This window comes from Pseudomonas helleri (assembly GCF_001043025.1).
GTDB classification, from domain to species: Bacteria; Pseudomonadota; Gammaproteobacteria; order Pseudomonadales; family Pseudomonadaceae; genus Aquipseudomonas; species Aquipseudomonas helleri.
The window spans coordinates 525,805-549,712 of the sequence record NZ_JYLD01000002.1 but is presented as its reverse complement, the minus strand read 5'-3'; the positions used below and the strand labels follow the sequence as shown (position 1 = coordinate 549,712).

Sequence of the window (23,908 nt, the reverse complement as noted above, 5' to 3'; positions counted from 1 at the left end):
GCATCGCGAGCAAGCCCGCTCCCACGGGTGTCAGGGGGTTATGGGGTGTGTGGGGTGTTGAGCACCGCCTCAACCCGCGCTGCGGCGGCTTGCGCCAATGTCGGTAAGCCCAGCGCCTGGTAAACCCGCTCCAGCGCCCGGTTGGTCGGTACGTCCTGTGCGTCATAACGACGACGCAATTCCAGCACCTGCTGCGCCCCGGCCCAGTCTTGCGCGTGCAGGCGTGCGTCCAGTTCGATCTGGGCGAACAGGTCGCGCTGCGCATGGCTGCCGCCAATGTCGTTCAAGCGGGGCAGGGCCACGCCCAAACGTTCCAGCGCCACTGGGTGTTCACCACGGGCATGGGCCAGCAATCCTTCGGCCAGCGGCAGGGTGACCTCGGCCCAGACCGCCCGGCTGAACACTGGCGCCTCAAGGGCGTGCTCGCGCAATGCGTGCAGTAATTGATTGGCCTCGGGCTTGCCTGCGCGGCCCAATCCATACAGGTATTGCACGCTCAAAAACGGCTGCACGGTATCGGCATGGCGCTGTTGCAGATACGGCGCAAGTGCCTGCCAGCGCTCACCCACATCAATCCCTGCCAGTTCCAGGCGGGCCAGCAGCGACACGGCGCCGATCTGGTCCTGGGAGTACGCCGGCAGCACGCCCCAGACATGCTGGTCGTAGATCTCCAGCACCCGCGCCTCATCGCCACGGGCCAAATAAAACAGCGCCAGATGCCACCAGTTGTGGGTGTACATAAACGAGTTGAGCCCCTGCCAATGGTGGCTGACGCTTTCCAGAAAACCGATGCCTTCTTCAATGCGCCCTTGGGTCAGCATCACGTGGGCCAGCGCATGTTGCGCCCAGGGTTCGCTCGCTTGCAGTTGCAGGGCGCGGCGCGCACTGGCTTCGGCCTCATCCAGCAAATGGCATTGCTCGTAGGCGAAGGCCAGCATGCCGTGGCTCTGGGCGATATCGTCGCTGGCCGCCACAGCCTTAAGGGCGATGCGCAGCAGCGCCGGCCAGTTGCCGCGATTGAACTCTACGTACTGGTTGAGCTTGGCCGCGAACAGGTCGCGGGGGTACTGGTCGAGCAGCGTTTCGCTGAGGTGCAGCACCTGGTCGAGGTCTTCGTTGATCCACGCCTGCAACAGCGCCACATACAGCGCTGCCCGTGGCAGCGGGTCGGTCACCTGCGCGGCGATTGTGCGAAAGCGCTCGGCCAGTACCGGGCCTTCCGGTGATTCGCTGAACATCATCAGGATGCCTGCCAGGGCATTGCTCAGCGCCGATTCCGGGTGGCGCTCGGCGCTGGCCACAATCCCCTCGGCACGCGGGTGGTAGCTGAGAAAACCCAAGGTGAAATCGTCCAGCGCCTGACGCGCCAAGGGGTGGTCGGTGTCGATGGGGTTGCCGAGGTAGTCGTGTGACATGCGAGGTGTCCGCTCAAAGGTCGATCCGTTGTACAGGGCAAGGGCTGTGCCAGTTCGTGCGGCTGCGCAGTCATGCGCACTGGGGGGAAAACAACACGTTGGCCACTGTTGCTTTTTCCACAGTCAGGTCCGGGGCTGTGGATTTTTCATCAATGCGCCAGCGCCGCAGACCGCTGCGCCGCCGGTTCAGCGGCCCGCCGGGGAGTGGCACACCCCTTGCAAAACTGCTTGGCAGTGGGGCCGCATGCCCCGAGCAATTAACGCCAGGAGTTCGCATGTCCAGTCCAGCCCATCGTCATCCGCCTCGCCCCGGGCCGCTGCGCCTTGCCCTCAAACGCTTGGGCCTGCTGGCCAGTGCCGCCGTGTTTGCCGCCAGCGTTCACGCCGCCCCGCAAGACGGCGGTGTGCTCAACCTGATCGCCCAGCCCGAGCCGCCGTCGCTGATGCACGGGGTGGTCACCCATGTCTCGACCCAATACGTCAGCGGCAAGATCCTCCAGGGCTTGCTGACCTTTGACACCGATCTCAAGCCCAAGCCGGTGCTGGCGCGCAGCTGGACGGTGTCACCGGACGGCCTCACCTACACCTTTGAATTGCAGCCCGACGTGCAATGGCACGACGGCAAGCCGTTCACCGCGTCTGACGTGAAGTTCAGCTTCGGCACCTTCTACCCCGAAGTCGATAAACGCATTGCCAGCGTGTTCGAGGAGTACCTCGACAGCATCGACGCCAGCCAGCCGCACCAAGTGGTCTTCCACCTGAAAAAACCTTTTGCGCCGTTCCTGTCATTGCTCGGCAGCGGCCTGCGCCCGATTGCCCCGGAGCACCTCTACGCGGGCACTGATTTTCGCAGCAACCCTTACAACCTCAAGCCGGTGGGCACCGGGCCGTTCAAGTTTGAGGAGTGGAAGCGCGGCGCTTACATCAAGCTGGTGAAAAACCCGAACTACTGGAAAAAGGGGTTGCCGCACCTGGACGCGATTGTCTTTCACGTGATCCCGGACGGCTCGTCGCGTGCTGCCGCTTTTGAGCGCAACGACGTGCAGGTGCTGCGCAGCGGCGATGCCGACTACTCCGACCTCAAGCGCCTGGGCGCACTGCCGGGCGTGGAGTCTTCGGACAAGGGATGGGAGCTGTACTCAGGGCTGGCCTACTTGCAGTTCAACACCCGCAAGCCACCGCTGAACAACCCCAAGGTTCGCCAGGCGATTCTGTATGCGCTGAACCGTCCGTTTATCGTCGACAACATCTTCTTTGGTGCGGGCAAGGTGTCGCCCGGTGCTTTCGCCTCCAGCTCGCCTTATCACGACCCGCAACTGCCGCAGTACGGCTATGACCTGGCCAAAGCCAAGGCGCTGATCGCTGATTCCGGAGTGGACGTGGGCGCGGTGCGCATTCGTTTGCTCAACGGTGAAAAAGGCGGCGCCTGGGAACGTCTGGCCGAGTACACCCGCCAGGCCTTGCAGCCGCTGGGTTTCAAAGTGCAGGTGGTGACGTCGGACGCGGCGACCTGGTTCCAGCGCGTCAGCGACTGGGACTTTGACCTGACCTACAACTTTATCTTCCAGATCGGCGACCCGTATCTGGTCAACGCCTACCTGTACCGCACCGACTACATCCTTAAAACCTCGCCGTTCGCCAACGTCGGCGGCTACAGCAACCCGGACGTGGACAACCTGTGGAGCAAGGTTGCTGACACCCCTGAAGGCGCGGAGCGGACTCGCGTGTACAGCGAGCTGGAGCACAAGCTCAACGACGACCTGCCGGTGGCGCCGATCTTTGAGATGCGCTACCCGACGCTGTTCCACAGCCAGGTGAAAAACCTGCTGCAAACCGCCACCAGCCTTAACGAAGACTACGAGAGCGTCTACCTGGACGCCCCGGCGCCATGAGCGGCGTGTGGTTCCTCGGCGCGCGCCTTGGGCGTGCGCTGCTGATGATCCTTGGCGTGCTGGTGCTGAGCTTTTTGCTGGTGCGTTTGGCGCCGGGGGATCCGGCGCAGTTGATGGCCGGTGAGGCCGGGGTCGACGATGCCCAGTACATCGCCAAGCTGCGCAGTGAGATGGGGCTCGATCAGCCGTTGCCCCAGCAGTTATTGCACTACTTGGGGCAGGTGGCGCACCTGGATCTGGGATATTCGTACCGCAATCAGGCGCCGGTCTGGGACTTGTTGTCCGAGCGCCTGCCCGCCACCTTGAGCCTGATGGGCTCGGCGTTTGTCATCTCGTCACTGTTCGGCGTGGCCCTTGGCGCGCTGGCTGCGCTCAGCCGCCAGCGCCGCCGCTGGCTGGACGGACTGATTTCCAACGGTGCGCTGTTGTTGTACGGCACGCCGCCGTTCTGGCTGGCGATGCTGTTGATCGTGTTGTTCTCGGTCAAGCTCGACTGGCTGCCCGCGTTCGGCATGCAGACCGTCGCCGCCGACCTGAGCGGCTTCGCCTGGCTGGGCGACCGCCTGCGCCATCTGGTGCTGCCGTGCCTGTCGCTGAGCTTTCTGTTCCTGGCTTTGTACGTGCACCTGACCCGCGCCGCCACCCTGGAGGCGCTGCAACAGGAGCATGTTTACACGGCCCGTGCCAAAGGCCTGGCGCCGTCACGGATCGTCTTCGCCCACGTGCTGCGCAACGCGCTGCTGCCGGTGGTGACCTTTGCCGGGTTGCAACTGGGGCAACTGGCCAGCGGCGCCTTGCTGATTGAAGTGGTGTATTCCTGGCCGGGCATCGGCCGCTTGATGTACGACGCCCTGTCCCAACGTGATTACAGCGTGTTGCTGGGCGGCTTTTTGCTGATCTCGGTGTTGGTGGTCGGTTTCAACCTGCTCACGGATTTGGCCTGCCGCCTGATCGACCCGCGCATCGGCGCCGAAGGGGCAGCACGATGAGGGATTCCAGTGTGTGGCAACGTTTTATCGGGCAACCTGCGGCGCTGATCGGCGCGCTGTTTTTATTGCTACTGGGCCTGCTGGCCGTGACGGCACCGTGGCTCTGCCAGGGCTCGCCCTGGGAGATGAACACCACGCCCATGCTCGCGCCGTTTACCCAGGCCGGGCATTGGCTGGGCAGCGACATGCTGGGCCGCGACCTGGCCACCGGCTTGCTGTACGGCGCCCGGGTGTCGCTGTCGGTGGGCGTGTTGGCGACGCTGGCCACCTTGCTCACCGGCTTGCTGGTGGGGGCGTTGGCCGGTTACTTCGGCGGCTGGCTGGACGCGGTGCTGATGCGCGTGGCCGAGTTCTTCCAGATCATTCCGCAACTGGTGCTGGCGGTGATTTTGGTGGCGGTGCTGGAGCCGTCGCTGGGCACCATCGTGTTGGCCATCGCGCTGGTCGCCTGGCCTGCGGTGGCGCGGTTGGTGCGCAGCGAGTTCCTCAGTCTGCGTCAGCGTGAATTTGTGCAGGCCGCGCGGGTGCTGGGGCAAGCGCCGTTGGCCATCGTGTTCCGGCAAATCCTGCCGAACGCCTTGGCGCCGTTGCTGGTGACGCTGAGCTTTGTGATGGCCACAGCGATTCTCACCGAAGCCGCGTTGGCCTTTCTTGGCCTTGGCGACCCGGATGCCATGAGCTGGGGCTACATGATCAACGCCTCGCGCGGGATGCTGCGCGACGCCTGGTGGATGAGCCTGATGCCGGGGCTGGCGATTCTGTTTTGCGTGCTGGCGGTTAACCGTGTGGGCGAAGGCCTGCGCATTGCTTTTGAACCTGCCCGTCGCCCTGGAGACTCCGCATGAGCGCAGCCCAACCGATTTTGCTCGACGTCGAGCACCTGCGCATCGCACTGCCTGCGGGTGGCGACCGCAGCCACGCGCTGCATGACGTGTCGCTGCACGTGCGCGAAGGCGAATGCCTGTGCGTGGTGGGCGAGTCCGGCTCGGGCAAGTCGATGCTGGCCAAGGCCCTGCTGCGCCTGCTGCCAGCACCTCTAAAAATCGAGCACGGCACCCTGCGCTGGCGTGGTGAAGACCTCGCCAACCTGGATGAACCGGCCATGCGCGCTTTGCGCGGGCGCGACATCAGCATGGTTTTTCAAGAGCCGATGAGCGCGCTCAACCCGTTGCTCAGTGTGGGTCGACAGATCGACGAAACCTTGCAGGCCCATGGTGTGAAAGACCGCGCCCAGCGCCGCGCTCGAGTTGTCGAACTGCTCGGCTATGTCGGCCTGCCGGACCCGGAGCGGCTCTACCATGCTTATCCGTTTGAGTTGTCCGGTGGCCAGCGTCAGCGGGTGGTGATCGCCATGGCGCTGGCCTTCGCGCCGAAGCTGTTGATTGCGGATGAACCGACCTCAGCGCTGGACGTGACTACGCAACGGCAAATTCTCGATTTGCTGCGGCGCATCCAGCGTGAGCAGGGCATGGCCATGCTGTTTATCACCCACGACTTTGCCGTGGTCGAGGCCATTGCCGACCGCGTGCTGGTGTTGCAAAAGGGCCATCACGTAGAAGCAGGCACGGCGGCTCAGGTGCTCGGTGCGCCGCAGCAAGACTACACGCGGCAGTTGATTGCGGCGGTGTCTGCGGCACCCGATCACCCGCGCCCGACCCTGGCGCCGGGCAAGCCGGTGTTGCAGGCGCAGCAACTGGAAAAACACTTCAGCCGCCGCCTCGGCTGGTGGGGGCGGCGTACCACGCGGGCGCTGGCGGGTGTCGACCTGCAACTGGCCGAAGGCGAAACCCTGGGCATCGTCGGTGAGTCCGGATCGGGCAAATCGACCTTGGGCCGCTGCCTCGTGCGTTTATTGCGCAGCGATGGCGGCAGCTTGCACTGGCACGGGCGTGACGTCACCGAACTGCCTGAAGCGCGGTTGCGCGGGCAGCGTGGCGAGGTGCAAATGATCTTTCAGGACCCGTTTGCCTCGCTTAACCCGCGCCAGCGCATCGGCACGCAACTGATGACCGGGCCGCTGGCCCAAGGCCGCAGCCCGGCGCAGGCGGCAGAAAAAGCACGAGAAGTGCTGGGCCTGGTGGGCCTGCCAGAGACCGCGCTGGAGCGTTATCCCCATGAGTTTTCCGGCGGCCAGCGCCAACGTATCGGCATCGCCCGAGCCTTGGCGGTGGAGCCCAAAGTACTGATCGCAGACGAATGCGTGTCGGCACTCGATGCGCTGATTCAGGTGCAAATTCTTGAATTGCTTGAGGACCTGCAACGGCGGTTGAAGCTGAGTATTGTCTTCATCACCCACGACCTGCGCGTGGCGGCGCGCTTGAGTGACCGCATCGCCGTGATGCAGGCCGGGCAAGTGGTGGAGCAGGGCGCGACCGCCGCGCTGCTCGGCCAACCGAATCACCCTTACACCCGCAGGCTGCTGCAAGATTTTGCGCTGCATACCCCGGTGCTGGAGGCCACACCATGAGCCAACGGATGATGAGTCTCAACGCGTTTTTGATGGCCACCGGGCACCATATCGCGGGCTGGCGCCACCCCGAGGCGCAGGCCGATGGCGGCCTGAACTTCGCCCACTATCAGCAACTGGCCCGCACTGCCGAGCGCGGCTGTTTCGATGCGCTGTTCCTCTCCGACACCTTGGCCATGTTGCCGGGCAGCGTTGAGGCGCTGAGCCGCATGTCGCGCACCGAGCACTTTGAGCCGCTGACGTTATTGGCGGGATTGGCCGCCGTCACCGAGCGCATTGGCCTGGTGGCGACGGTGACCACCTCTTACAACTCGGTTGAGTCGCTGGCCCAGTCCTTCACCTCCCTTGAAGCCCTCAGCGGGCAGCGCAGCGGCTGGAATCTGGTGACCTCCAGCAATGCCAACGAAGCCTTCAACTTTGGACGAGACGGCCACTTTGAACACGCCCGACGTTATGAACGGGCCCACCGCTTTTTGGCCGAGGTGCAGCAACGTTGGGCCAGCGCCGGTGTAGCGCCGGTGCAAGTGCTGGCCGGCGCCTCACGGGAAGGCTGCGAGCTGGCAGCGGCCCATGCCGAAGTGGTGTTCACCGCACAACCTGAGCTGGCGGGCGCCCAGCGTTTTTACCGTGACCTCAAGGCCTTGTTGCCCAAATACGGGCGTAGCGCCGAGCAGGTCAAAATCATGCCGGGGGTGATGCCCATCGTCGCTGACACGGCGGACGAAGCGCAGGCCTTGTTTGATCAGTTGCAAGGGTGGGTGCAGCCCGAAGTGGGCCTGTCGCTGCTCGCGGACATTGCCGGTGGCACCGACCTCTCGGCCTTCCCGCTGGACGGGCCGCTGCCTGAACTGCCCGCCACCGAGTCGGGGGTCAGCCGTCGTGACCTGCTGATCCGTGTGGCCCGAGCAGAAGGCTTGAGCATTCGCCAGCTTTACTTGCGCATGGCAGCGGCACGCGGGCATCTGGTACTGGTGGGCGATGCGCGGCACGTGGCCGACGCACTGGAGCAATGGTTTGTCGAAGGCGCCGCCGATGGCTTTAACGTGATGCCGCCGTATTTGCCCGGTTCGCTGGATGCGTTTGTCGACAAGGTAGTGCCTGAGTTGCAGCGCCGTGGGCTGTTCCGCCGCGCTTATCAAGGCCGCACGTTGCGTGATCATCTTGGCCTGCCCCGTCCCGATTATTTTGCTGCTCAGGAGGCCAAAAGTGCCCAAGGCTGACCCCAACCGATTCGCCCATCTGCCACTGGTGCGTGGCCAACTGATTGAAGTGCGCCCCGGACGGCGACTGAGCGTGGCCGTGCATCAGGGCAACCGCGACACCGTGGTGTTTTTGGGCCATGGCAGCGGCGGCAACAAAGACCAGTGGCGCGAGCTATGGCGCAACTTGAGCGAGCAGAGCTACACCTTGGTGGCCTGGGACCTGCTCGGCCATGGCGACAGCGACAAACCGCGCGACGCCAACGCCTACGCCTGGGACGAACTGGTGGCCGACAATCTGGCGGTGCTCAAGCGCTATGCCGGGCCGCGCAACCTGTACGTGGCGCACTCCTACGGCACCGGCTTGGCCATGAGCACTTTGCTCGCATTGCCGCGCCAGCAACCGGCGCTGCGCATCGACGGCGCGTTGCTGCTGGGCAGCGTCTTGCATCGCCCGGTGGGGACGGGTGGGTTGTTGAGTTTGCCGAACTGGCTGCTGACGTTATTACGGCCGATCTTGGCCAAAGACTTTCGCGCCCGCGCCTGGCACCCTGAGGCTGATCCGGCGTTGGTCGACTACGAGGATGGCCTGGCCCAGCGCAACCGCCTGGACGTGTTCAAAGCCCTGATGAACAACGCCCAATGGCCCGACGCCCAAACGTTGGCCGGGCTGGATGTGCCGGTGTACGTAGTGTCTGGCGAAACCGACGGCCTGACCCCCGCCAGCGGCGGCGAAGCCCTTGCCCGCCACCTGCTCAACGCGCACTACCAGGTATTGCCCTGCGGCCATCAACTGATGCTCGAACGCCCGGAGCAAGTGCTGCAAGCTTTCGAGCGTTTAGCGGCTAACTGTTGACCCCTGTAGGAGCGAGCTTGCCTCGCGATCTATTGATCTAGATCTTGCTTTTGATCTTGATCTAAAAGGCCCCATTAAACCACGCTGGCCGAACGCAGGTTTTGCGCAGTGGGTAACCCGGCAGGACGCCGGGTTAGCCGCGACACGGCCATGGATGGCCGATCGCGGCGGGCCTACGGAGCAAGGCCTGTGGTGAGGGCATGCCGAGCCAAAGCGAGGCACCGAGGGGTAGGGGCAAAAGCGTTTTGGTTACTTTGCCGCTTTTGCAAAGTGACGCGGCGTAAGGCCGGAACCCTAAGTGGCCGTTGCCGCAGCAACGGATATGTACTCAAGTCAAGAGCCCCCTCACCCTATCCCTCTCCCGAAGGAGAGGGAACCGATTGGGGGATGCTGAAGATACTCGGCGGCCTGTTTGCTGCGCGACAGCGCGGCGTCGAAGACGGGGCGGTCCCCTCCTACAGGGTGAAGCCATCGCAGCCTCATTCTTCGGCAGCGACTACAGGTTTTAGCTGGGGTTGCAGATAACGCTTGACCCCTGCTGCCACGCCCGGTGCCTGCAAGCCGATTTCACGCAACTGGCCGCTGATGGGGTTGCGGTAGCCGATGAAGAACAGCCCTTTGGCCACGGTGGAGTGGCCTTGGGCATCCACCGTTGGTTTGCCGTCGGCGGTGAGCGGCGCAGGGTAGTTGATCAGGTTCTCAAGGCCGGTGGTGTAACCGGTGCCCGCGACGATCACGTCGGTGTTCAGCGTGCAGCGCTGTGTACGGTCGAGACCGGTGTGGGCGACGACGCTTTGCTCATTGAGTTCCAGTACCGGCCCCACCACCTTGATGCGGCCTTGTTTCAGGTCGTCGATCACCGGCATGAACAGCGTCGGGGTCACGCTGCCCAAACCGGAAACGCCTTGCGCCGGTTGTGGCAGGCCGTAGGCCGACAAATCCCCGACCCAGCGCCGCGACAATCCGCTCAATACGGCGTCGCTCCAGCGCGTCGGCAGTCGACGAATCAACGTGCCCAGCGCCGCCAGCGGTACGCCGAACAGGCTCTTGGGCAGAAAGTGCGGCGCCCGCCGCACCGACAACGTGACCGACGCGGCATGGGGCACCAGACGGCTGGCAATCTCGCAGGATGAATTACCACTGCCGACCACCACCACGTGCTTGCCCACGTAGTGGCGAGCATTGCCGAAGTGGGCCGCGTGAACCACCTGCCCGGTAAAGTGCTGCGCTCCCGGCCACTGCGGGATCGACGGCACGCACGAGGTGCCGGTGGCAATCACCAGCGCCTGCGCACGAAACACCCGGTCATCCCGGCAGCGCACTTGCCACAGCCCTGGCCCCGCGAGGTACTCGATATTCACCACCGCGCAGCCGGTCAGCACATTAAAACCGCCACGGGCTGGCAACGCTGCCAGCTCCTTGGCCAGGTCATCACGGCTTGGCCAGCGCCCTGCCGACCACGGGAAGCGCAGGCCCGGCAAGCTGGAAAACCAGCGCCCGGTGTTCAGGCGCAGGCCGTCGTAGTGGTTGCGCCACACATCCCCCACCGCCTGCGTGCGCTCCAGCACCAGCGGGCGCAGGCCCGCACGCACCAGTTCGTAGGCGCACGACAGCCCCGCAGGCCCGCCGCCCACGACCAGCACCGAGTGCTCGTTATCAGCCATGGGTGGCGCCGCCAGTGTGTTGAACCTCCACCGTCAGCGGCACCGGACGCATGATGGTGTCGGGGATCGGCGCGGTTGGCAGCAGCTTGGCCAGCAAGGCGTCGACGCGCTCGGAGGATTCTTCGGTATCAATCAGCACCTGCACCTGGATGCTTTCAAAGCCCGGGTTGCCGCTGGTCACGCCAAACGCGGCCCGGAAATCCACCCGCCCGGAAACGTCCAGCACCAGGCTGTTGACCTTGACCCCGGAGGCCGACAAGCCGCCGATGTAAGTGGCCGCGAGGCAGTTGCCGATACCGGCCAGCAGCAGTTCCTGAGGCGTTGCACCCAGCCCGGCGCCACCGTAGGCGCACGGTTCGTCACCGTGCAGGACCGCGCCGGACTTGACCGTGGTCTGGGTCTGGTAGCCCTGGGTCCACTGCACGGAGGTCTGGTACAGCGGGCGGGCAATGTCACCTTCGCCATCGGCACGAATGCGCTCGCGAACTTCGCGGCCAGCGTTGACGTGCAGTCCGTTGATGGTCACGCGGTGTGTGGTTTCACTCATGGTCTTTGCTCTTCAAAGGGCGGCGTATCGGTCGAATGACCGGGTGCCAATCAAGTAAGTCGGGAGGTCCCGTGTTAACTAAAAATGCTCGGCCAGCCGGGTTTCGTGGGTCAGGAACGCGTCCAGCCGCTCTTGCAGATCAAGCAGTGCTTCCGAGCGCCCGAGACGCGGGCGCGGCATGTCGATTTCGAGGATCTGCGCGATGTGCCCGTGGGGCGCGCTGGCCATCAGCACGATGCGGTCGGCCAGCAGCAGCGCCTCTTGCAGGTCGTGGGTGACCATCAATACAGTGGCGCCGCTGTTGCTCCAGGCGCGCAGCAATTGCTCCTGCATCAAGCGCCGGGTCTGGGCGTCCAGTGCCGAAAACGGCTCGTCGAGCAGCAGCAAACGTGGCTCCAGCGCCAAGGCTCGGGCCAACGCAATGCGCTGGCACATGCCGCCCGACAACGCGCCGGGCCGGTGCTGGGCGAACTCGGCCAAACCGACCTCGGCCAGCAATTGCCCGGCGCGCCGGTTGGCGTCTTCGCGGTTCAGCCCACGGTTGAGCAGGGCGATGGCGATATTCTCGGCCGCACTCATCCACGGGAACAGGTTGTTCTGCTGGAAGATCAGCGCGCTGTCGGGTTTGTTGCCCGTCAACGCCTGGCCGTCATACAAAAGGTGCCCGGTGCTGGGCTGTTGCAGACCGGCGGCGATGTTGAGCAAGGTGCTTTTGCCGCAGCCACTGCGCCCCAGCAGCACGGTGAAGCTGCCCGCCTTGATGTCCAGATCACCGACATCGACCCGCGTGCCGCCTTCAAACTGCTTGCTCAGGCCACGAAAGCTCAGCGTGGCGCCCCGGCTCATGACGACCACCCGCTAAAACGGCGCCCGAGCAACAGCAACAGGCGATCCACCACAAAACCCACAGCACCAATGGTCATCACGCCCACCATCACCAACGGCATGTTGTACATCTGCTGGGCCATGATGATCATGTAGCCCAACCCGGAATTGATCCCGGCCATTTCCCCGGCCAGCACCGCCATCCACGCGCCGAAAAAGGCCATGCGCAGGCTGGTCATCGCGCTCGGCGCAATCGCCGGCAAGCGCACCCGCAGCCAGATCTGTTTGCGGGTGCAGCGCAGGTTGTGGGCGATGTTCAGGTACTGCGGGTTGATGGCGTCCAGTGCGGCGCTCAGCGACAGTGTCATGGTGCCCAGCACGGCGAGGAACACCACGAAGACCGCCGCCTGGCCACCAATGCCGATCACCGCGATGGTGAAGGGCACCCAGGCCACTGGCGAGATCGGCGCCAGGGTTTGCACCAGTGGCAGGATCAAACGGCGCAACAGCTTCACTTCGGTGATCAGTACCGCCAGCACCAGCGCCGCCAGGCTGCCGGCCAGCAGCCCGCCGCTGACCCGCATCAAGGTCACTAGCAAGGCCTCCAGCAATCCGCTGCGCTGCTGGCCGAAACCCACCACCGCTTCACCGGAAAACGCGTACGGCAGCGTCACGCTGGGCGGCGGCAGCACGCGGCCGTCCAGCCAGCCGACCTGCACGGCCAACTCCCACGCACCGATCAACAGCGCCCAGGCCAGGAGAAACCACAGGGTGTCGCGCAGCGCGTGCAGATACCGCGACGGGCGCCGCGCCTCGACCGGCGGGTTGAGGGTCAAAATGCTTTCGCTCATCCCGTCACCTGAGCGGCCGGTTGATGGCGAAGGTCGAGTACCGCGTCGATCGGGTTGTCGGTGAAGTAGCCCAACTCAACCAGATACCCCGCGCCGCGCTTGAGGCCTGCCACGCCCACCGGGCTGATGACCGGGTTGGGCGACTGGCGCGCCAGGGCCACTTTGAGCACGTCATTGGACACCCCGTACACCGGCTGCAACTGCTGCACAGCGCCGTCGAAGTCGGCTTTCATTGCGTTCGCCGAAGCTTGCAGCAGCTCCAGATAGCGCGTGAGCAGCGGCCCTTGTTCTTCGCTGGTCCGTACTTGGGTGGTGATCACGCAGTCGGCGGCTTCCGGGCCCCACACCGCATTGGAGTCGCTCAAATAGCGCGCGCCGGTGGTGCTGACGACGTTCTGCGCATAGGGCTGGGCCAGGGTGCAGACGTCCAGACGGCCGTTGGCGATGGCTTCGCCCATGCCGGCCATGCTTGGGAAAAAGGTCATTTGGTAATCGTTATAGGACTTGCCGTGGCGCGCCATCGAGCCGTAACCCACCAACTCCAGGGTGTCCAGACGCAGCGTGCCGACGCGCAAACCGCTGCCTGCGGCGGCAATAAATTCGTCAAGGCTGGCCACCGAGCCGTTGCGTGCCACCAGTTCGATGCCGCCTTGCCCGGAGCCGCCGATGATGCGCAGGTCTTGGGTGCCTTTGGCATAGGCGGCTGCGGTCATGGTCCAGGGGCCGTGCATCAAGTCCAGACGCCCGGCCAGCAACGCCTGCAACGCATCGCTTGGGCTGTTGAACTGGGTCAATTCGACCTGAATGCCTGCCGCAGCGAAGTCGCCGCGCAATTTCGCCAGCAGCAAATGCGAGACACAGCCCGCGGGCATGTGCCCGACGCGCAACAGCGGCCCGCCGGTGGCGGCTTCGACCTCACTGGCGGCGGCCAACAGCGCGGTGCCCACACTGCTCAAGGCCAGCATGCCGCAGCCACAGGCGCACATGAACGAGCGGCGACTCAGATTGGGCTGGAGTGCGGACGTCGCTCGGGCGTCAGAAGTGGAGAACAACCGCTGGAAAAAATCTCGCATCACACGCATCCCAAAACAGGTAGACCGATCGTTCTCGGCAGGCGTGCGAAGTATGTGAGATCTGCAATATAAGCAGAACTAATTTTTTAGCCTTAGCTTAGTTCTGTATGGAATAAGTGAGGCCGAGAGGCTCGGTCTAGACGGCTTTCGCCTCGCGCAGCAGGATCAACAAAATCGAGCGCGCCACCTGCGCACTCTGCGCATTGCGCGTGACCATCGCGGTGGCGATGGCACCGTCGATCAACAGCGCAATCTGCTGCGCCATCCACGCCGGATCACGCAGGCCAGAGGCCACGGCCAGCGCCTCGATGCGGGCATGCACCCGATCAAAATGCTCCTGGGCCAAGTCCCGTACCCAACTCGAAGACTTATCGTGCTCCGCCACCGCATTGGTGAACAGGCAGCCGAAAAAGCGCCCGCTGGCGAACCACGCCTCCAGCAGATCAAACAGAAAAATCAGACGCTGCTCCGGATCATCCGTGTGCTGGGGCAGCGAATGATCAAACCAGCCAAACCACATCGCCGCCTCGCGATCGAACACCGCGCGCAGCAGATTCTCCTTCGAGCCATAACTCTCATACAACGTACGCCGCGCGACCTTGGCCTCACTGAGCAGACGAGAAACGCCCGTGGCATGAATGCCCTCACGGCAAAACAACCGCCGGGCACTCTCCAGCAAACGCTCCTTGGCAACGGTCGGGTGTGTACTTTCCATCAAATCAATTCCGGCTGAATCAAGTGGGGGGCTGCGTGCAGGGTAATGAGTGGGGGGGGATTAGGGAAGGATTTGGGGGGCGAAAAGGCAAGTCAAAAGATCGCGAGGCAAGCTCGCTCCTACAGTTTTGGGCCGTAGCAGCTTTTTATTTCAGACATTAAAAAGCCGGCTTGTGGCCGGCTTCTCGGGGGCGGGTTTGGTTTGTTTTTGGCAAACCGTACTCGCCTTCAAATCGGGGCGACCAGCGCGTTGGGCTGGTGTGGGGCATGGCCGCTTTTTGCGGCGGCCCCTGCAATCCGGCCTGCCTGAGCAAGGGGTTGCGCGAGTGGAGCGAAGCATACTGGGAATCGGTTACATTTCCCAGCACAAATTCCTCTTGTGGCTTCGCTGGTTCGCGCGCCAAGGCTCTATTCCGCCAGTTTGCACGGGACTGGCGGGCGACGTTTATTGAGGGTGGACCACCAGAATACCCAGCCCAATATGCGTATGCGTTGTTCTTGTATCTGCGCCGCACCGTAGAGTTCGTCCGGGAACTCTTCGTGGTTGTGGCTGCGTAGGCGTAAACCATTGCTGGGCTGGCGGTAGACGTATTTGATGCGCAGCATGCCGTCATGCTCAATGGCGTAGATTTCGCCGTCCACGATGTGGGTCAGGCTGCTGTCGATGGCCAGGGTGGAGCCGTCTTCTATGCGTGGCGCCATGCTGTTGCCGAGCATGGGCGCGCAGATGGCCTGGTCGTGGCCGACGTCCATGGCCTGCAGGATGGCCGCGCTCAGGCGGATTTGACAGTCCATGATCTGGGCCACATGGGTTTGGCTTGAGCCGCTGGCATTTAACACTTCGTTGTAGAACGGGACGTCGATGTCATGGGGGGTGGTTGAGACGGTGTAGGGGTGAGTGCTCACGGGTTGTTTGGGCGCGGTGTTGCGTGCCGTAGGACTAATGCTGGGGGCTCCTGGATGTTTGGTGCCTTCACCCGTGCGCAGCCAACGGCTGTTAACGCACAACAGTTCGGCGATTTCGTCCAGTCGGGCCATGGGTATACCACGCTTGAACCAGTTGTTGACGTGCTGCGGCGTAACGCGGCGATTGGCGGCGAAGTCCGAAGCGGATAAATGACACTCCCGCAGGAGGGTTCTGAGGCGATCACCGGATGTATTCATGAATGCGGAGTTTACGGAGAAGACAGCACCGTTTAAATAAACTAAACGTTCAAAAAAAACGGTGAAAAAGAGACATTTCCCTGAGCTAAAAGGAGATTTCTTACGGTATGCCGGTTATCGCGCAAAACCGATGAACGGGCTGTGTTGCGGGTGTTTAGACGGCAATAAAAAACCCCGGCGAGCCGGGGTTTTTTGAGTGCGTCGGGCGGGCTGAAAACGCCTGCCGGTGTGCACTTAGCCTTTGTAGGCAGCAACCGATTTGGTGATCTCGGCGCGGGCAGCTTCTGCGTCGCCCCAACCTTCGATTTTTACCCACTTGCCTTTTTCGAGGTCTTTGTAGTTCTCGAAGAAGTGCTGGATCTGCTGGATCAGCAGCGGTGGCAGGTCGGTGTACTCTTTCACGTCAACGTACAGCTGGGACAGCTTGTCGTGAGGCACAGCTACTACTTTGGCATCGCCGCCGCCGTCGTCGGTCATGTGCAGAATGCCGACTGGACGCGCGCGGATAACCGAACCTGGAGCAACCGGGTAAGGGGTCACAACCAGCACGTCGAGGGGGTCACCGTCGTCAGCCAGGGTGTTGGGGATGAAGCCGTAGTTGGCCGGGTAGAACATCGGGGTCGCCATGAAGCGGTCAACGAACAGGCAATCGCTGTCTTTGTCGATTTCATATTTGATCGGCGCGTGGTTAGCCGGAATCTCGATGGCGACGTAGATGTCATTCGGCAGGTCTTTGCCAGCCGGAATCTTGCTGTAGCTCATTGGGCGGTGCCCCCGTGTGTAGGCCAGTTTACTTGGCCGATGTGGCCAAAAAGTGGCGGCGATTATAGGCGTATTCCTGCAACCACGTCACGTCTGGCGGTATCAGTGATGTGCACGGTAATCAGGGTGTTCACTCTGTAGCGTGCGTAAGCGGGCCAGGGTGTCCTGCCGGTAAAACAGGCTGAGCTGCTTATACACCAGCGGATAGACATGGTGCAGCAGGTCGGGCGCGCTAAAGAAGTACTCGCTGGTGACGGCAAAAAACTCGGCCGGGTTTTCAGCGGCGTACGGATCGATGGGCGCGTGGTCCGGGTTGTGGTGGTCCAGATAGTGGTTGAGGTGATCGAAGGCTTGCTGCATGTCCTTCGTCCAGTCAGTCACTTGCATGTTGCTGTGCAGCGGCGGCATGCCGTTGGCGGCGCCGTTGAGCATGTCCAGCTTGTGCGCCAGCTCGTGAATGACCAGGTTGTAACCTTCCCAGTGACCACTGGCCAGTACGCCCGGCCAAGCCAGAATCACCGCGCCGTGCTGCCAGGCTTCACCGCTGTGATGGCCTTCCCACACGTGTTCTACGCCGCTGGAATCGCGGTGGCGCTGGGGGCTGACGAAGTCATCGGGGTACAGGACGATTTCATGAAAGCCCTGATACCAGTCCAGATCGCCCAGGTTGAGTAAAGGTAGTTGCGCCTGGGCGGCGAGCAGCAGCTCGCCTTCTTCGGTCAGCTCGACGCCGGGCATGGGCGTCAGGTGTTTTTGCTTGAGGAACAACACGCTGCTTTCGCGCAGCCATTTGTCCTGCGCGTCGTCCAGCCCGTCAAGAATACTCAGGTGTTGGCGCACGTCATGCCAGACGTCCTCCGCCACCGGGTGCTGCGCCAGAATCCGCTGGCGTCTCCATTCACTCAGCGACCACATTGCCGTTCTCCGATCAGGCTTTGGAAGGGCTGCGTCCGAAACGGCTGCGTACTACACCAATAATCATTGGCACCAACGACAGCACGATGATGCCCACCACCAGCAGCGACAGGTTGGTTTTGATGAACGGTACGTTACCGAAGAAGTAACCCAGGGTGACCAGGCCGCCGACCCACAGGATGGTGCCGAACACGCTGAACATGAAGAAGCGCGGGTAGAACATGCGGGCCACACCGGCCACGAACGGCGCGAAGGTGCGGAAGATCGGCAGGAAGCGCGCCATGGTCACGGTTTTGCCGCCATGACGCTCATAGAAATCGTGGGTTTTTTGCAGGTAGTCACGACGGAAGATCTTCGAGTCGGGGTTGCTGAATAAGCGTTCCCCGGCCGTTCGTCCGATGACGTAGTTGGTACTGTCACCCAGAATCGCCGCCAGCATTAACAGTGCGCCCAGCAATACCGGGTCCATGCCACCGCCCGCGGCAACGGCGCCGGCGATAAATAGCAACGAATCACCCGGCAAAAATGGCATGACCACCAGCCCGGTTTCACAAAAGATCACCAGAAACAGGATGGCGTAAATCCATACACCGTAGTTTCTTACCAGCATGTCCAGGTACACATCGAGGTGCAGGATAATGTCGATAGGGTTGAAATCCATGTAAGGCACCTGTCTTGATGACCCGGCTCAGCAGGTCTGTGCGGGGGAGTAGGTAGTTAACTACAACGAATGTAGTTTTTTCGTACATTCTGGTTCCGGGGGATTATACGGATTGAGACAAATTGTGCTGCCTGAGTTTGTAGCGAAGCATGTATTAGTTGTGCTTGACCAAACGTGTAGGAGCGAGCTTGCCTCGCGATCTTTTGTTTTTTAAAGATCAAAAGATCGCGAGGCAAGCTCGCTCCTACAGAGGGTTTTGCGCGTGATTACGCGTCTTTTAGCAGAAAGTTTTCGTTGGGCGCGGCCACGTCCAGGGTCTGTACCTGGGCTTCGTCCTTCAAGTTGACGCCCGACAACTGCCGCCGACAGGCCTCGCGCATCAGGTACGCCAGCCGATGAGCGGCCATGCCGTAACTCAAGCCTTCAAGCCTGACGTTGGAGATGCAGTTGCGGTACGCGTCGGTCAAACCCACCTTCGGCCCGTAGGTGAAGTACAGCCCGAGGCTGTCCGGCGAGCTGAGGCCCGGGCGTTCCCCAATCAGCATCACCACCATCTTGGCGCCCAGCAGTTCGCCAATCTCGTCGGCGACGGCCACCCGGCCTTGCTCAACCAGCACCACCGGCGACAGGCGCCAGCCTTCAGTGCTGAAGTGCTCTTGCATGCGCGTTAAAAAAGGCACGGTGTGACGATGAACCGCCAACGCGGACAACCCGTCGGCTACTACCACAACAACATCGAAGCCGCCCGTGTTGGCCTGCGCGTAGTCGCGCAACTGTTGCGCCGAGGCGTCATTGAGTTTGCGCCCCAGATCAGGCCGTTGCAGGTAGCTGTGGCGATCACTGGCGGCGCTGTGCACCAGCAGGCTGTCACGGCCCAGTTCAGCAAATTGGCTGCTCAGCCCGGCATGATCAAACGGCAAATGCACCGCGTCCCGCGCCTGGGCGTGAGCAAATTGAAAGTCCAGTTGCGCCTGGGTCGGCATGCTCGTGCCGGTGCGCCCAAGGGCAATACGTGCCGGGGTCAGGCGGCGCAGTTCGAGCCACGGGTTAAGGGTGTCGGTGGCCATGCTCAGCGCCCTCCCAAATGGGCCAGCGCCTGACGGAACGCAGGCGGCAACTGATGACCAAATTCAATCCGGCCATCGTTCTGGGTGAAAATTCCGATCTTGCTCAACCAGTGTTCAAACTCGGGCGCAGGCTTTAATCCCAAGGTTTTTCGGGCGTAGAGTGCGTCATGAAAGGACGTGGTCTGATAGTTGAGCATGATGTCGTCCGATCCCGGAATGCCCATGATGAAGTTGATCCCGGCCACGCCCAGCAGCGTCAGCAGGTTGTCCATGTCGTCCTGATCGGCTTCGGCGTGGTTGGTGTAGCAAATATCACAGCCCATCGGCACGCCGAGCAACTTGCCGCAAAAGTGGTCTTCGAGCCCGGCGCGGATAATTTGTTTGCCGTTGTACAAGTACTCGGGGCCGATAAAGCCGACCACGGTGTTAACCAAGAACGGCTTGAAGTGCCGGGCCACGGCGTAGGCGCGGGTTTCGCAGGTTTGCTGGTCAACGCCGAAATGCGCGTTGGCCGACAGCGCGCTGCCTTGCCCGGTCTCGAAATACATCAAGTTGTTGCCCAACGTGCCGCGATTGAGGCTCAAACCTGCTTCGTAACCTTCTTGCAGCACATTCAGGTTAATCCCGAAGCTGGCGTTGGCCGCTTCGGTGCCGGCAATCGACTGAAACACCAGGTCCAGCGGCACGCCACGGTTGATCGCCTCAATGGAGGTGGTGACGTGGGTCAGCACGCAGGACTGGGTCGGGATGTCATAGCGCTGGATGATCGCGTCGAGCATGTTCAGCAGGTCGCAGATTGAGGCGATGCTGTCGGTGGCCGGGTTGATGCCGATCATCGCGTCGCCATTGCCGTACAGCAGGCCGTCGAGAATGCTCGCGGCAATCCCGGCCGGGTCGTCGGTGGGGTGGTTGGGTTGCAGTCGGGTCGACAAGCGCCCGCGCAAGCCCATGGTGCCGCGAAACTGGGTGACCACGCGGATCTTCTGCGCCACTAGAATCAAATCCTGCACGCGCATGATCTTCGACACGGCCGCGACCATTTCCGGGGTGAGCCCGGGGGCCAATGCGCGCAGCGTGTGTTCATCGGCGGCGTCACTGAGCAGCCAGTCACGAAAGCCGCCCACGGTCAAATGGCTGACCGTGGCAAAAGCCTGTCGATCATGGCTGTCGATAATCAGCCGGGTGACTTCGTCGGACTCGTAAGGGATCAGCACTTCTTGCAGGAAGTACGAGAGCGGGATGTCAGCCAATGCCATTTGCGCCGCGACGCGTTCGCCATCATTGGTCGCGGCAACACCGGCCAGAAAGTCCCCGGAACGGGCCGGGCTGGCTTTGGCCATGACGTCTTTGAGGCTGTCAAAACGGTAGGTCTGTGTCCCCACCGCGTGAGAAAAAGTTGCCATACAAGGTGCTCCTTAACGCCAGACGCGGTGCGCCTGGCGGGTTTCTCAGCGACTAGTGCAAGGATTGCTCAGCCTGTTGAATGGCTGCGAATTCCTCTTCCGGCGTACCGGCGACCAAATGGTGTCGACTGTAAAAAGCAAAGTAGGCAATTAATACGCCATAGATCACCGCAGCGCCAATCACTACGCGCGGATCCACCAGGAACCCGGCGACCACGGCCACGCAGGCCAGCACCAAAGCGGTGCCTGAAGTGACAATACCGCCCGGGGTGCGATAAGGACGCTCCATTTTGGGGCGACGAATGCGCAGGGTGATGTGCGCAGCCATCATCAGCACGTACGAGATGGTCGCGCCAAACACCGCCACCAGAATCAGCAAGTCACCCTGACCGGTCAGGGACAGGCCAAAGCCGATAATGCCGGGGATGATCAGCGCCAATACCGGGGCTTTGCTCTTGTTGGTTTCAGACAGCTTGCGTGGCAAATAGCCTGCACGGGACAGGGCGAAGATCTGACGCGAGTAGGCGTAAATGATCGAGAAGAAGCTGGCGATCAAACCGGCCAGGCCGACCAGGTTGACGAAGCTGCCCATCCAGGTTGAGCCGCCATAGGCTTTGCTCAGTGCTTCTACCAGTGGGTTGCCCGAGGTCATCAAGTGGTGGGCACCGGCGCCGCCGGGGCCGATGAACAGGATCAACAGGGCAAAGGTGGCGAGTACCAGCATGGCGCCAATCAGGCCGCGGGGCAGGTCGCGCTTGGGGTTTTTGGTTTCTTCGGCGGCCAGTGGCACGCCTTCGACCGCGAGGAAAAACCAGATCGCATAGGGGATAGCCGCCCACACGCCAACATAACCAAACGGCAGGAACGAACTGGCGCCCTTGGCTTGGGTGACGGGGATGTCCAGCAGGTTGGCGACGCTGAAGTGCGGCACCATCGCGACCAGGAACACGCCCAGGGCAATGGCGGCCACGGCGGTGATGATGAACATCAGCTTGAGCGCTTCACCGACGCCGAAGATGTGGATGCCGATAAAAATGATGTAGAAGGCCAGGTAAATCATCCAGCCGCCGATGCCAAACAGCGACTCGCAATACGCCCCGATAAACACCGCAATGGCGGCGGGGGCGATGGCGTATTCAATGAGGATGGCGGTGCCGGTCAGAAACCCGCCCCACGGCCCGAAAGCACTGCGGGCAAAGCCGTAGCCGCCGCCTGCGGTGGGGATCATCGATGACAGTTCGGCCAGCGAGAAGCACATGCACAAGTACATGGTGGCCATCAGCAGGGTGGCGATAAACATCCCGCCCCAGCCGCCCTGGGCCAGGCCGAAGTTCCACCCGGCGTAGTCGCCGGAGATCACGTACGCCACGCCCAGGCCCACCAGCAGGACCCAGCCGGCAGCGCCTTTTTTCAGTTCACGTTGTTGAAAGTATTCGGAGCCGACTTTTTCAAAATCGACAGAGGAATTTGCTGCGGGAGCCGCATTGGGTTCGCTAGGCATTTCAGATCACCTGTTCTTTTATAGTTTGGAAAATTTGACAGGGAACAAAGCAAGAGCCGGGCCACAGGCCCGTTTGTAGGAGCGAGCTTGCCTCGCGATCTTTTAAAAGATCGCGAGGCAAGCCCGCTCCCACAAAGTGGTAGGGCGGTTAGAAGAAGCCCAGCGGGTTGATGTCGTAGCTCACCAGCAGGTTTTTGGTCTGCTGATAATGGTCGAGCATCATTTTGTGGGTTTCACGGCCAACACCGGACTTTTTGTAGCCACCGAACGCGGCGTGCGCCGGGTACAGGTGATAGCAGTTGGTCCACACGCGGCCCGCTTTGATCGCACGGCCCACGCGGTAGGCGCGGTTGATGTCGCGGGTCCACAAGCCGGCGCCCAGGCCAAACTCGGTGTCGTTGGCAATCGCCAATGCTTCGGCTTCATCCTTGAAGGTGGTGATGCTGACCACCGGGCCAAAGATTTCTTCCTGGAACACGCGCATTTTGTTGGTGCCCTTGAGCAGGGTCGGCTGGATGTAATAACCGGTCGACAGATCGCCTTCGAGCTTGGCCACCTGGCCGCCGGTCAGCAGTTCTGCACCTTCGTTTTTGGCGATTTCAAGGTAGGACAGGATCTTGTCGAATTGCTGCTCGGACGCCTGGGCGCCGACCATGGTGTCGGTGTCCAGCGGGTCGCCACGTTTGATCGACTCGACTTTCTTCATCACTACTTTCATGAAGTCGTCGTAGATCGACTCTTGAATCAGTGCACGTGACGGGCAGGTGCACACTTCGCCCTGGTTGAAGAACGCCAGCACCAGGCCTTCTGCGGCTTTCTCAATAAAGGTCGGCTCGGCCTGCATGATGTCGGCGAAGAAGATGTTCGGCGATTTGCCGCCCAGTTCGACGGTCGACGGAATGATGTTTTCTGCCGCGCATTTCATGATGTGCGAGCCCACCGGTGTCGAGCCGGTGAAGGCGATTTTGGCGATACGTTTGCTGGTGGCCAGCGCTTCGCCTGCTTCCTTGCCGAAACCTTGCACCACGTTAAGCACGCCCGGTGGCAGTAGGTCGCCGATCAGCTCCATCAGCACGGTGATGCTCAGCGGGGTTTGCTCGGCCGGTTTGAGCACGATGCAGTTACCGGCGGCCAATGCCGGGGCGAGTTTCCAGGCGGCCATCAGCAACGGGAAGTTCCACGGAATGATCTGCCCGACCACGCCCAGCGGCTCGTGGATGTGATAAGCCACGGTGTTGCCATCAATCTCTGCCGCGCTGCCTTCTTGTGCACGAATGCACCCGGCGTAGTAGCGGAAGTGGTCGGCCGCCAGCGGCACGTCGGCGTTCAGGGTTTCACGCACGGCTTTGCCGTTGTCCCAAGTTTCAGTCACGGCCAGCAGTTCGAGGTTTTGCTCAATGCGGTCAGCGATTTTCAGCAGCACCAGCGAGCGCGCCTGCACGGAAGTCGCGCCCCAGGCATCGGCTGCGGCGTGGGCGGCATCCAGGGCTTTTTCGATGTCTTCGGCAGTGGAACGGGGGAATTCAGCGATGGGCTTGCCGTTAACCGGCGAGGTGTTGGTGAAGTACTGGCCTTTGACCGGTGCCACGAATTCGCCGCCGATGTAGTTACCGTAGCGGCCCTTGAATGTGATGACCGAGCCTTCAGTACCGGGTTGTGCGTAACGCATGGAGTGTCTCCTTGGCTTTATTGTGCTTATGGGAGGACGCGCTGTGGCGCTGCCCCATACCGGAGCAAAGGCTGGGCCAAATAGCGCAAGCCCTTGTAAGCCGGGGCTTGCAGGTTTTCAGGGGTGGGCTGAAGCAGGGCGAGTGTGACAAGGCTGGTACAGCGTGAGTGACAGGTTGTGTCAAAAATGGCACAACAAGTGACCGACGGGTCAGTTCGAGATTGCAATGCATCGAGCGCAAGAGGATGCTGGCTGTTCGGTTTGGACTGAGTCC

21 protein-coding genes are annotated in these 23,908 nt (G+C 62.1%); 6 read left to right on the top strand and 15 right to left on the bottom strand.

The genetic code is table 11. The features are described from left to right. Positions 1 to 38 precede the first annotated feature (38 nt). The gene (locus TU84_RS05175; RefSeq protein ID WP_048367700.1) at positions 39 to 1,415 is read right to left on the bottom strand and encodes a tetratricopeptide repeat protein; all 1,377 of its coding nucleotides are present in this window, start codon (positions 1,413 to 1,415) and stop codon (positions 39 to 41) included. A gap of 275 nt (positions 1,416 to 1,690) precedes the next feature. Here TU84_RS05175 and TU84_RS05170 point away from each other — a divergent pair, with 275 nt between their 5' ends. From TU84_RS05170 to TU84_RS05145, 6 genes are read left to right on the top strand one after another with little or no spacing between them, the layout of a single operon-like run. Next, the gene (locus TU84_RS05170; RefSeq protein ID WP_082148623.1) at positions 1,691 to 3,307 is read left to right on the top strand and encodes an ABC transporter substrate-binding protein; all 1,617 of its coding nucleotides are present in this window, start codon (positions 1,691 to 1,693) and stop codon (positions 3,305 to 3,307) included. Beyond that, the gene (locus TU84_RS05165; protein WP_048367699.1) at positions 3,304 to 4,296 is read left to right on the top strand and encodes an ABC transporter permease; all 993 of its coding nucleotides are present in this window, start codon (positions 3,304 to 3,306) and stop codon (positions 4,294 to 4,296) included. The genes TU84_RS05170 and TU84_RS05165 overlap by 4 nt, the downstream gene beginning before the upstream one ends. Continuing rightward, positions 4,293 to 5,141 carry an ABC transporter permease gene (locus TU84_RS05160; RefSeq protein WP_048367697.1) on the top strand — a complete coding sequence of 283 codons (849 nt, stop codon included), beginning with the start codon at positions 4,293 to 4,295 and terminating at the stop codon, positions 5,139 to 5,141. The genes TU84_RS05165 and TU84_RS05160 overlap by 4 nt, the downstream gene beginning before the upstream one ends. Beyond that, the gene (locus TU84_RS05155) at positions 5,138 to 6,763 is read left to right on the top strand and encodes a dipeptide ABC transporter ATP-binding protein (RefSeq protein ID WP_048367695.1); all 1,626 of its coding nucleotides are present in this window, start codon (positions 5,138 to 5,140) and stop codon (positions 6,761 to 6,763) included. The genes TU84_RS05160 and TU84_RS05155 overlap by 4 nt, the downstream gene beginning before the upstream one ends. Beyond that, positions 6,760 to 7,983, top strand: coding sequence for an LLM class flavin-dependent oxidoreductase (locus TU84_RS05150; RefSeq protein ID WP_048367694.1), 1,224 nt, complete (start codon positions 6,760 to 6,762; stop codon positions 7,981 to 7,983). The genes TU84_RS05155 and TU84_RS05150 overlap by 4 nt, the downstream gene beginning before the upstream one ends. Then, entirely contained in the window at positions 7,970 to 8,818 is an 849-nt protein-coding gene (locus TU84_RS05145; protein ID WP_048367692.1) for an alpha/beta fold hydrolase, read from the top strand. Before TU84_RS05150 ends, TU84_RS05145 begins: the two co-directional genes overlap by 14 nt. Before the next feature lie 479 nt (positions 8,819 to 9,297). Here the strand turns inward: TU84_RS05145 and TU84_RS05140 are convergent, their stop codons facing one another. From TU84_RS05140 to exaC, 14 genes are all read right to left on the bottom strand, one after another. Continuing rightward, on the bottom strand, positions 9,298 to 10,482 hold the full coding sequence (locus TU84_RS05140; RefSeq protein WP_048367690.1) for a flavin-containing monooxygenase: 1,185 nt from the start codon (positions 10,480 to 10,482) through the stop codon (positions 9,298 to 9,300). Then, a complete protein-coding gene (locus tag TU84_RS05135; RefSeq protein WP_048367688.1) occupies positions 10,475 to 11,029 on the bottom strand; it encodes an OsmC family protein in 555 nt (184 codons plus the stop codon). The genes TU84_RS05140 and TU84_RS05135 overlap by 8 nt, the downstream gene beginning before the upstream one ends. 78 nt (positions 11,030 to 11,107) lie before the next feature. Continuing rightward, entirely contained in the window at positions 11,108 to 11,875 is a 768-nt protein-coding gene (locus tag TU84_RS05130) for an ABC transporter ATP-binding protein (RefSeq protein WP_048367686.1), read from the bottom strand. Then, on the bottom strand, positions 11,872 to 12,705 hold the full coding sequence (locus tag TU84_RS05125) for an ABC transporter permease (protein WP_048367684.1): 834 nt from the start codon (positions 12,703 to 12,705) through the stop codon (positions 11,872 to 11,874). The genes TU84_RS05130 and TU84_RS05125 overlap by 4 nt, the downstream gene beginning before the upstream one ends. Then, positions 12,702 to 13,778, bottom strand: coding sequence for an ABC transporter substrate-binding protein (locus TU84_RS05120; protein WP_053225188.1), 1,077 nt, complete (start codon positions 13,776 to 13,778; stop codon positions 12,702 to 12,704). Before TU84_RS05120 ends, TU84_RS05125 begins: the two co-directional genes overlap by 4 nt. A gap of 136 nt (positions 13,779 to 13,914) precedes the next feature. Beyond that, positions 13,915 to 14,493: a TetR/AcrR family transcriptional regulator gene (locus TU84_RS05115; RefSeq protein WP_048367682.1), complete on the bottom strand. Its 579-nt coding sequence runs from the start codon at positions 14,491 to 14,493 to the stop codon at positions 13,915 to 13,917. A 407-nt stretch (positions 14,494 to 14,900) separates the two neighbouring features. After that, positions 14,901 to 15,656: a LexA family transcriptional regulator gene (locus TU84_RS05110; RefSeq protein WP_082148622.1), complete on the bottom strand. Its 756-nt coding sequence runs from the start codon at positions 15,654 to 15,656 to the stop codon at positions 14,901 to 14,903. Between the two features lie 234 nt (positions 15,657 to 15,890). Further along, positions 15,891 to 16,418, bottom strand: a complete 528-nt coding sequence (gene ppa / locus TU84_RS05105) for an inorganic diphosphatase (RefSeq protein ID WP_016779241.1) — start codon at positions 16,416 to 16,418, stop codon at positions 15,891 to 15,893. A gap of 102 nt (positions 16,419 to 16,520) precedes the next feature. Next, the gene (locus tag TU84_RS05100) at positions 16,521 to 17,333 is read right to left on the bottom strand and encodes a M90 family metallopeptidase (RefSeq protein WP_048367679.1); all 813 of its coding nucleotides are present in this window, start codon (positions 17,331 to 17,333) and stop codon (positions 16,521 to 16,523) included. A 13-nt stretch (positions 17,334 to 17,346) separates the two neighbouring features. Beyond that, positions 17,347 to 17,994: a DedA family protein gene (locus tag TU84_RS05095; RefSeq protein WP_048367677.1), complete on the bottom strand. Its 648-nt coding sequence runs from the start codon at positions 17,992 to 17,994 to the stop codon at positions 17,347 to 17,349. 266 nt (positions 17,995 to 18,260) lie between these two features. Continuing rightward, entirely contained in the window at positions 18,261 to 19,061 is an 801-nt protein-coding gene (gene eutC / locus TU84_RS05090) for an ethanolamine ammonia-lyase subunit EutC (protein ID WP_048367675.1), read from the bottom strand. Between the two features lie 2 nt (positions 19,062 to 19,063). Further along, positions 19,064 to 20,464 carry an ethanolamine ammonia-lyase subunit EutB gene (locus TU84_RS05085; RefSeq protein WP_048367673.1) on the bottom strand — a complete coding sequence of 467 codons (1,401 nt, stop codon included), beginning with the start codon at positions 20,462 to 20,464 and terminating at the stop codon, positions 19,064 to 19,066. A gap of 52 nt (positions 20,465 to 20,516) precedes the next feature. Next, positions 20,517 to 21,965 carry an ethanolamine permease gene (eat, locus tag TU84_RS05080; RefSeq protein WP_048367672.1) on the bottom strand — a complete coding sequence of 483 codons (1,449 nt, stop codon included), beginning with the start codon at positions 21,963 to 21,965 and terminating at the stop codon, positions 20,517 to 20,519. A gap of 148 nt (positions 21,966 to 22,113) precedes the next feature. Beyond that, the gene (exaC, locus tag TU84_RS05075; protein WP_048367671.1) at positions 22,114 to 23,634 is read right to left on the bottom strand and encodes an acetaldehyde dehydrogenase ExaC; all 1,521 of its coding nucleotides are present in this window, start codon (positions 23,632 to 23,634) and stop codon (positions 22,114 to 22,116) included. Positions 23,635 to 23,908: the final 274 nt, after the last annotated feature.

Bases quoted from the DNA above. Each gene is read 5' to 3' on its own strand.
- TU84_RS05170 (WP_082148623.1), top strand. From the start codon at position 1,691: ATGTCCAGTCCAGCCCATCGTCATCCGCCTCGCCCCGGGCCGCTGCGC.
- TU84_RS05085 (WP_048367673.1), bottom strand. From the start codon at position 20,464: ATGGCAACTTTTTCTCACGCGGTGGGGACACAGACCTACCGTTTTGAC.
- eutC (WP_048367675.1), bottom strand. From the start codon at position 19,061: ATGGCCACCGACACCCTTAACCCGTGGCTCGAACTGCGCCGCCTGACC.
- TU84_RS05115 (WP_048367682.1), bottom strand. From the start codon at position 14,493: ATGGAAAGTACACACCCGACCGTTGCCAAGGAGCGTTTGCTGGAGAGT.
- TU84_RS05165 (WP_048367699.1), top strand. From the start codon at position 3,304: ATGAGCGGCGTGTGGTTCCTCGGCGCGCGCCTTGGGCGTGCGCTGCTG.
- TU84_RS05140 (WP_048367690.1), bottom strand. From the start codon at position 10,482: ATGGCTGATAACGAGCACTCGGTGCTGGTCGTGGGCGGCGGGCCTGCG.
- TU84_RS05120 (WP_053225188.1), bottom strand. From the start codon at position 13,778: ATGCGAGATTTTTTCCAGCGGTTGTTCTCCACTTCTGACGCCCGAGCG.
- ppa (WP_016779241.1), bottom strand. From the start codon at position 16,418: ATGAGCTACAGCAAGATTCCGGCTGGCAAAGACCTGCCGAATGACATC.
- TU84_RS05130 (WP_048367686.1), bottom strand. From the start codon at position 11,875: ATGAGCCGGGGCGCCACGCTGAGCTTTCGTGGCCTGAGCAAGCAGTTT.
- TU84_RS05125 (WP_048367684.1), bottom strand. From the start codon at position 12,705: ATGAGCGAAAGCATTTTGACCCTCAACCCGCCGGTCGAGGCGCGGCGC.
- TU84_RS05100 (WP_048367679.1), bottom strand. From the start codon at position 17,333: ATGTGGTCGCTGAGTGAATGGAGACGCCAGCGGATTCTGGCGCAGCAC.
- TU84_RS05175 (WP_048367700.1), bottom strand. From the start codon at position 1,415: ATGTCACACGACTACCTCGGCAACCCCATCGACACCGACCACCCCTTG.
- TU84_RS05150 (WP_048367694.1), top strand. From the start codon at position 6,760: ATGAGCCAACGGATGATGAGTCTCAACGCGTTTTTGATGGCCACCGGG.
- TU84_RS05095 (WP_048367677.1), bottom strand. From the start codon at position 17,994: ATGGATTTCAACCCTATCGACATTATCCTGCACCTCGATGTGTACCTG.
- exaC (WP_048367671.1), bottom strand. From the start codon at position 23,634: ATGCGTTACGCACAACCCGGTACTGAAGGCTCGGTCATCACATTCAAG.
- TU84_RS05110 (WP_082148622.1), bottom strand. From the start codon at position 15,656: ATGAATACATCCGGTGATCGCCTCAGAACCCTCCTGCGGGAGTGTCAT.
- TU84_RS05135 (WP_048367688.1), bottom strand. From the start codon at position 11,029: ATGAGTGAAACCACACACCGCGTGACCATCAACGGACTGCACGTCAAC.
- TU84_RS05160 (WP_048367697.1), top strand. From the start codon at position 4,293: ATGAGGGATTCCAGTGTGTGGCAACGTTTTATCGGGCAACCTGCGGCG.
- eat (WP_048367672.1), bottom strand. From the start codon at position 21,965: ATGCCTAGCGAACCCAATGCGGCTCCCGCAGCAAATTCCTCTGTCGAT.
- TU84_RS05155 (WP_048367695.1), top strand. From the start codon at position 5,138: ATGAGCGCAGCCCAACCGATTTTGCTCGACGTCGAGCACCTGCGCATC.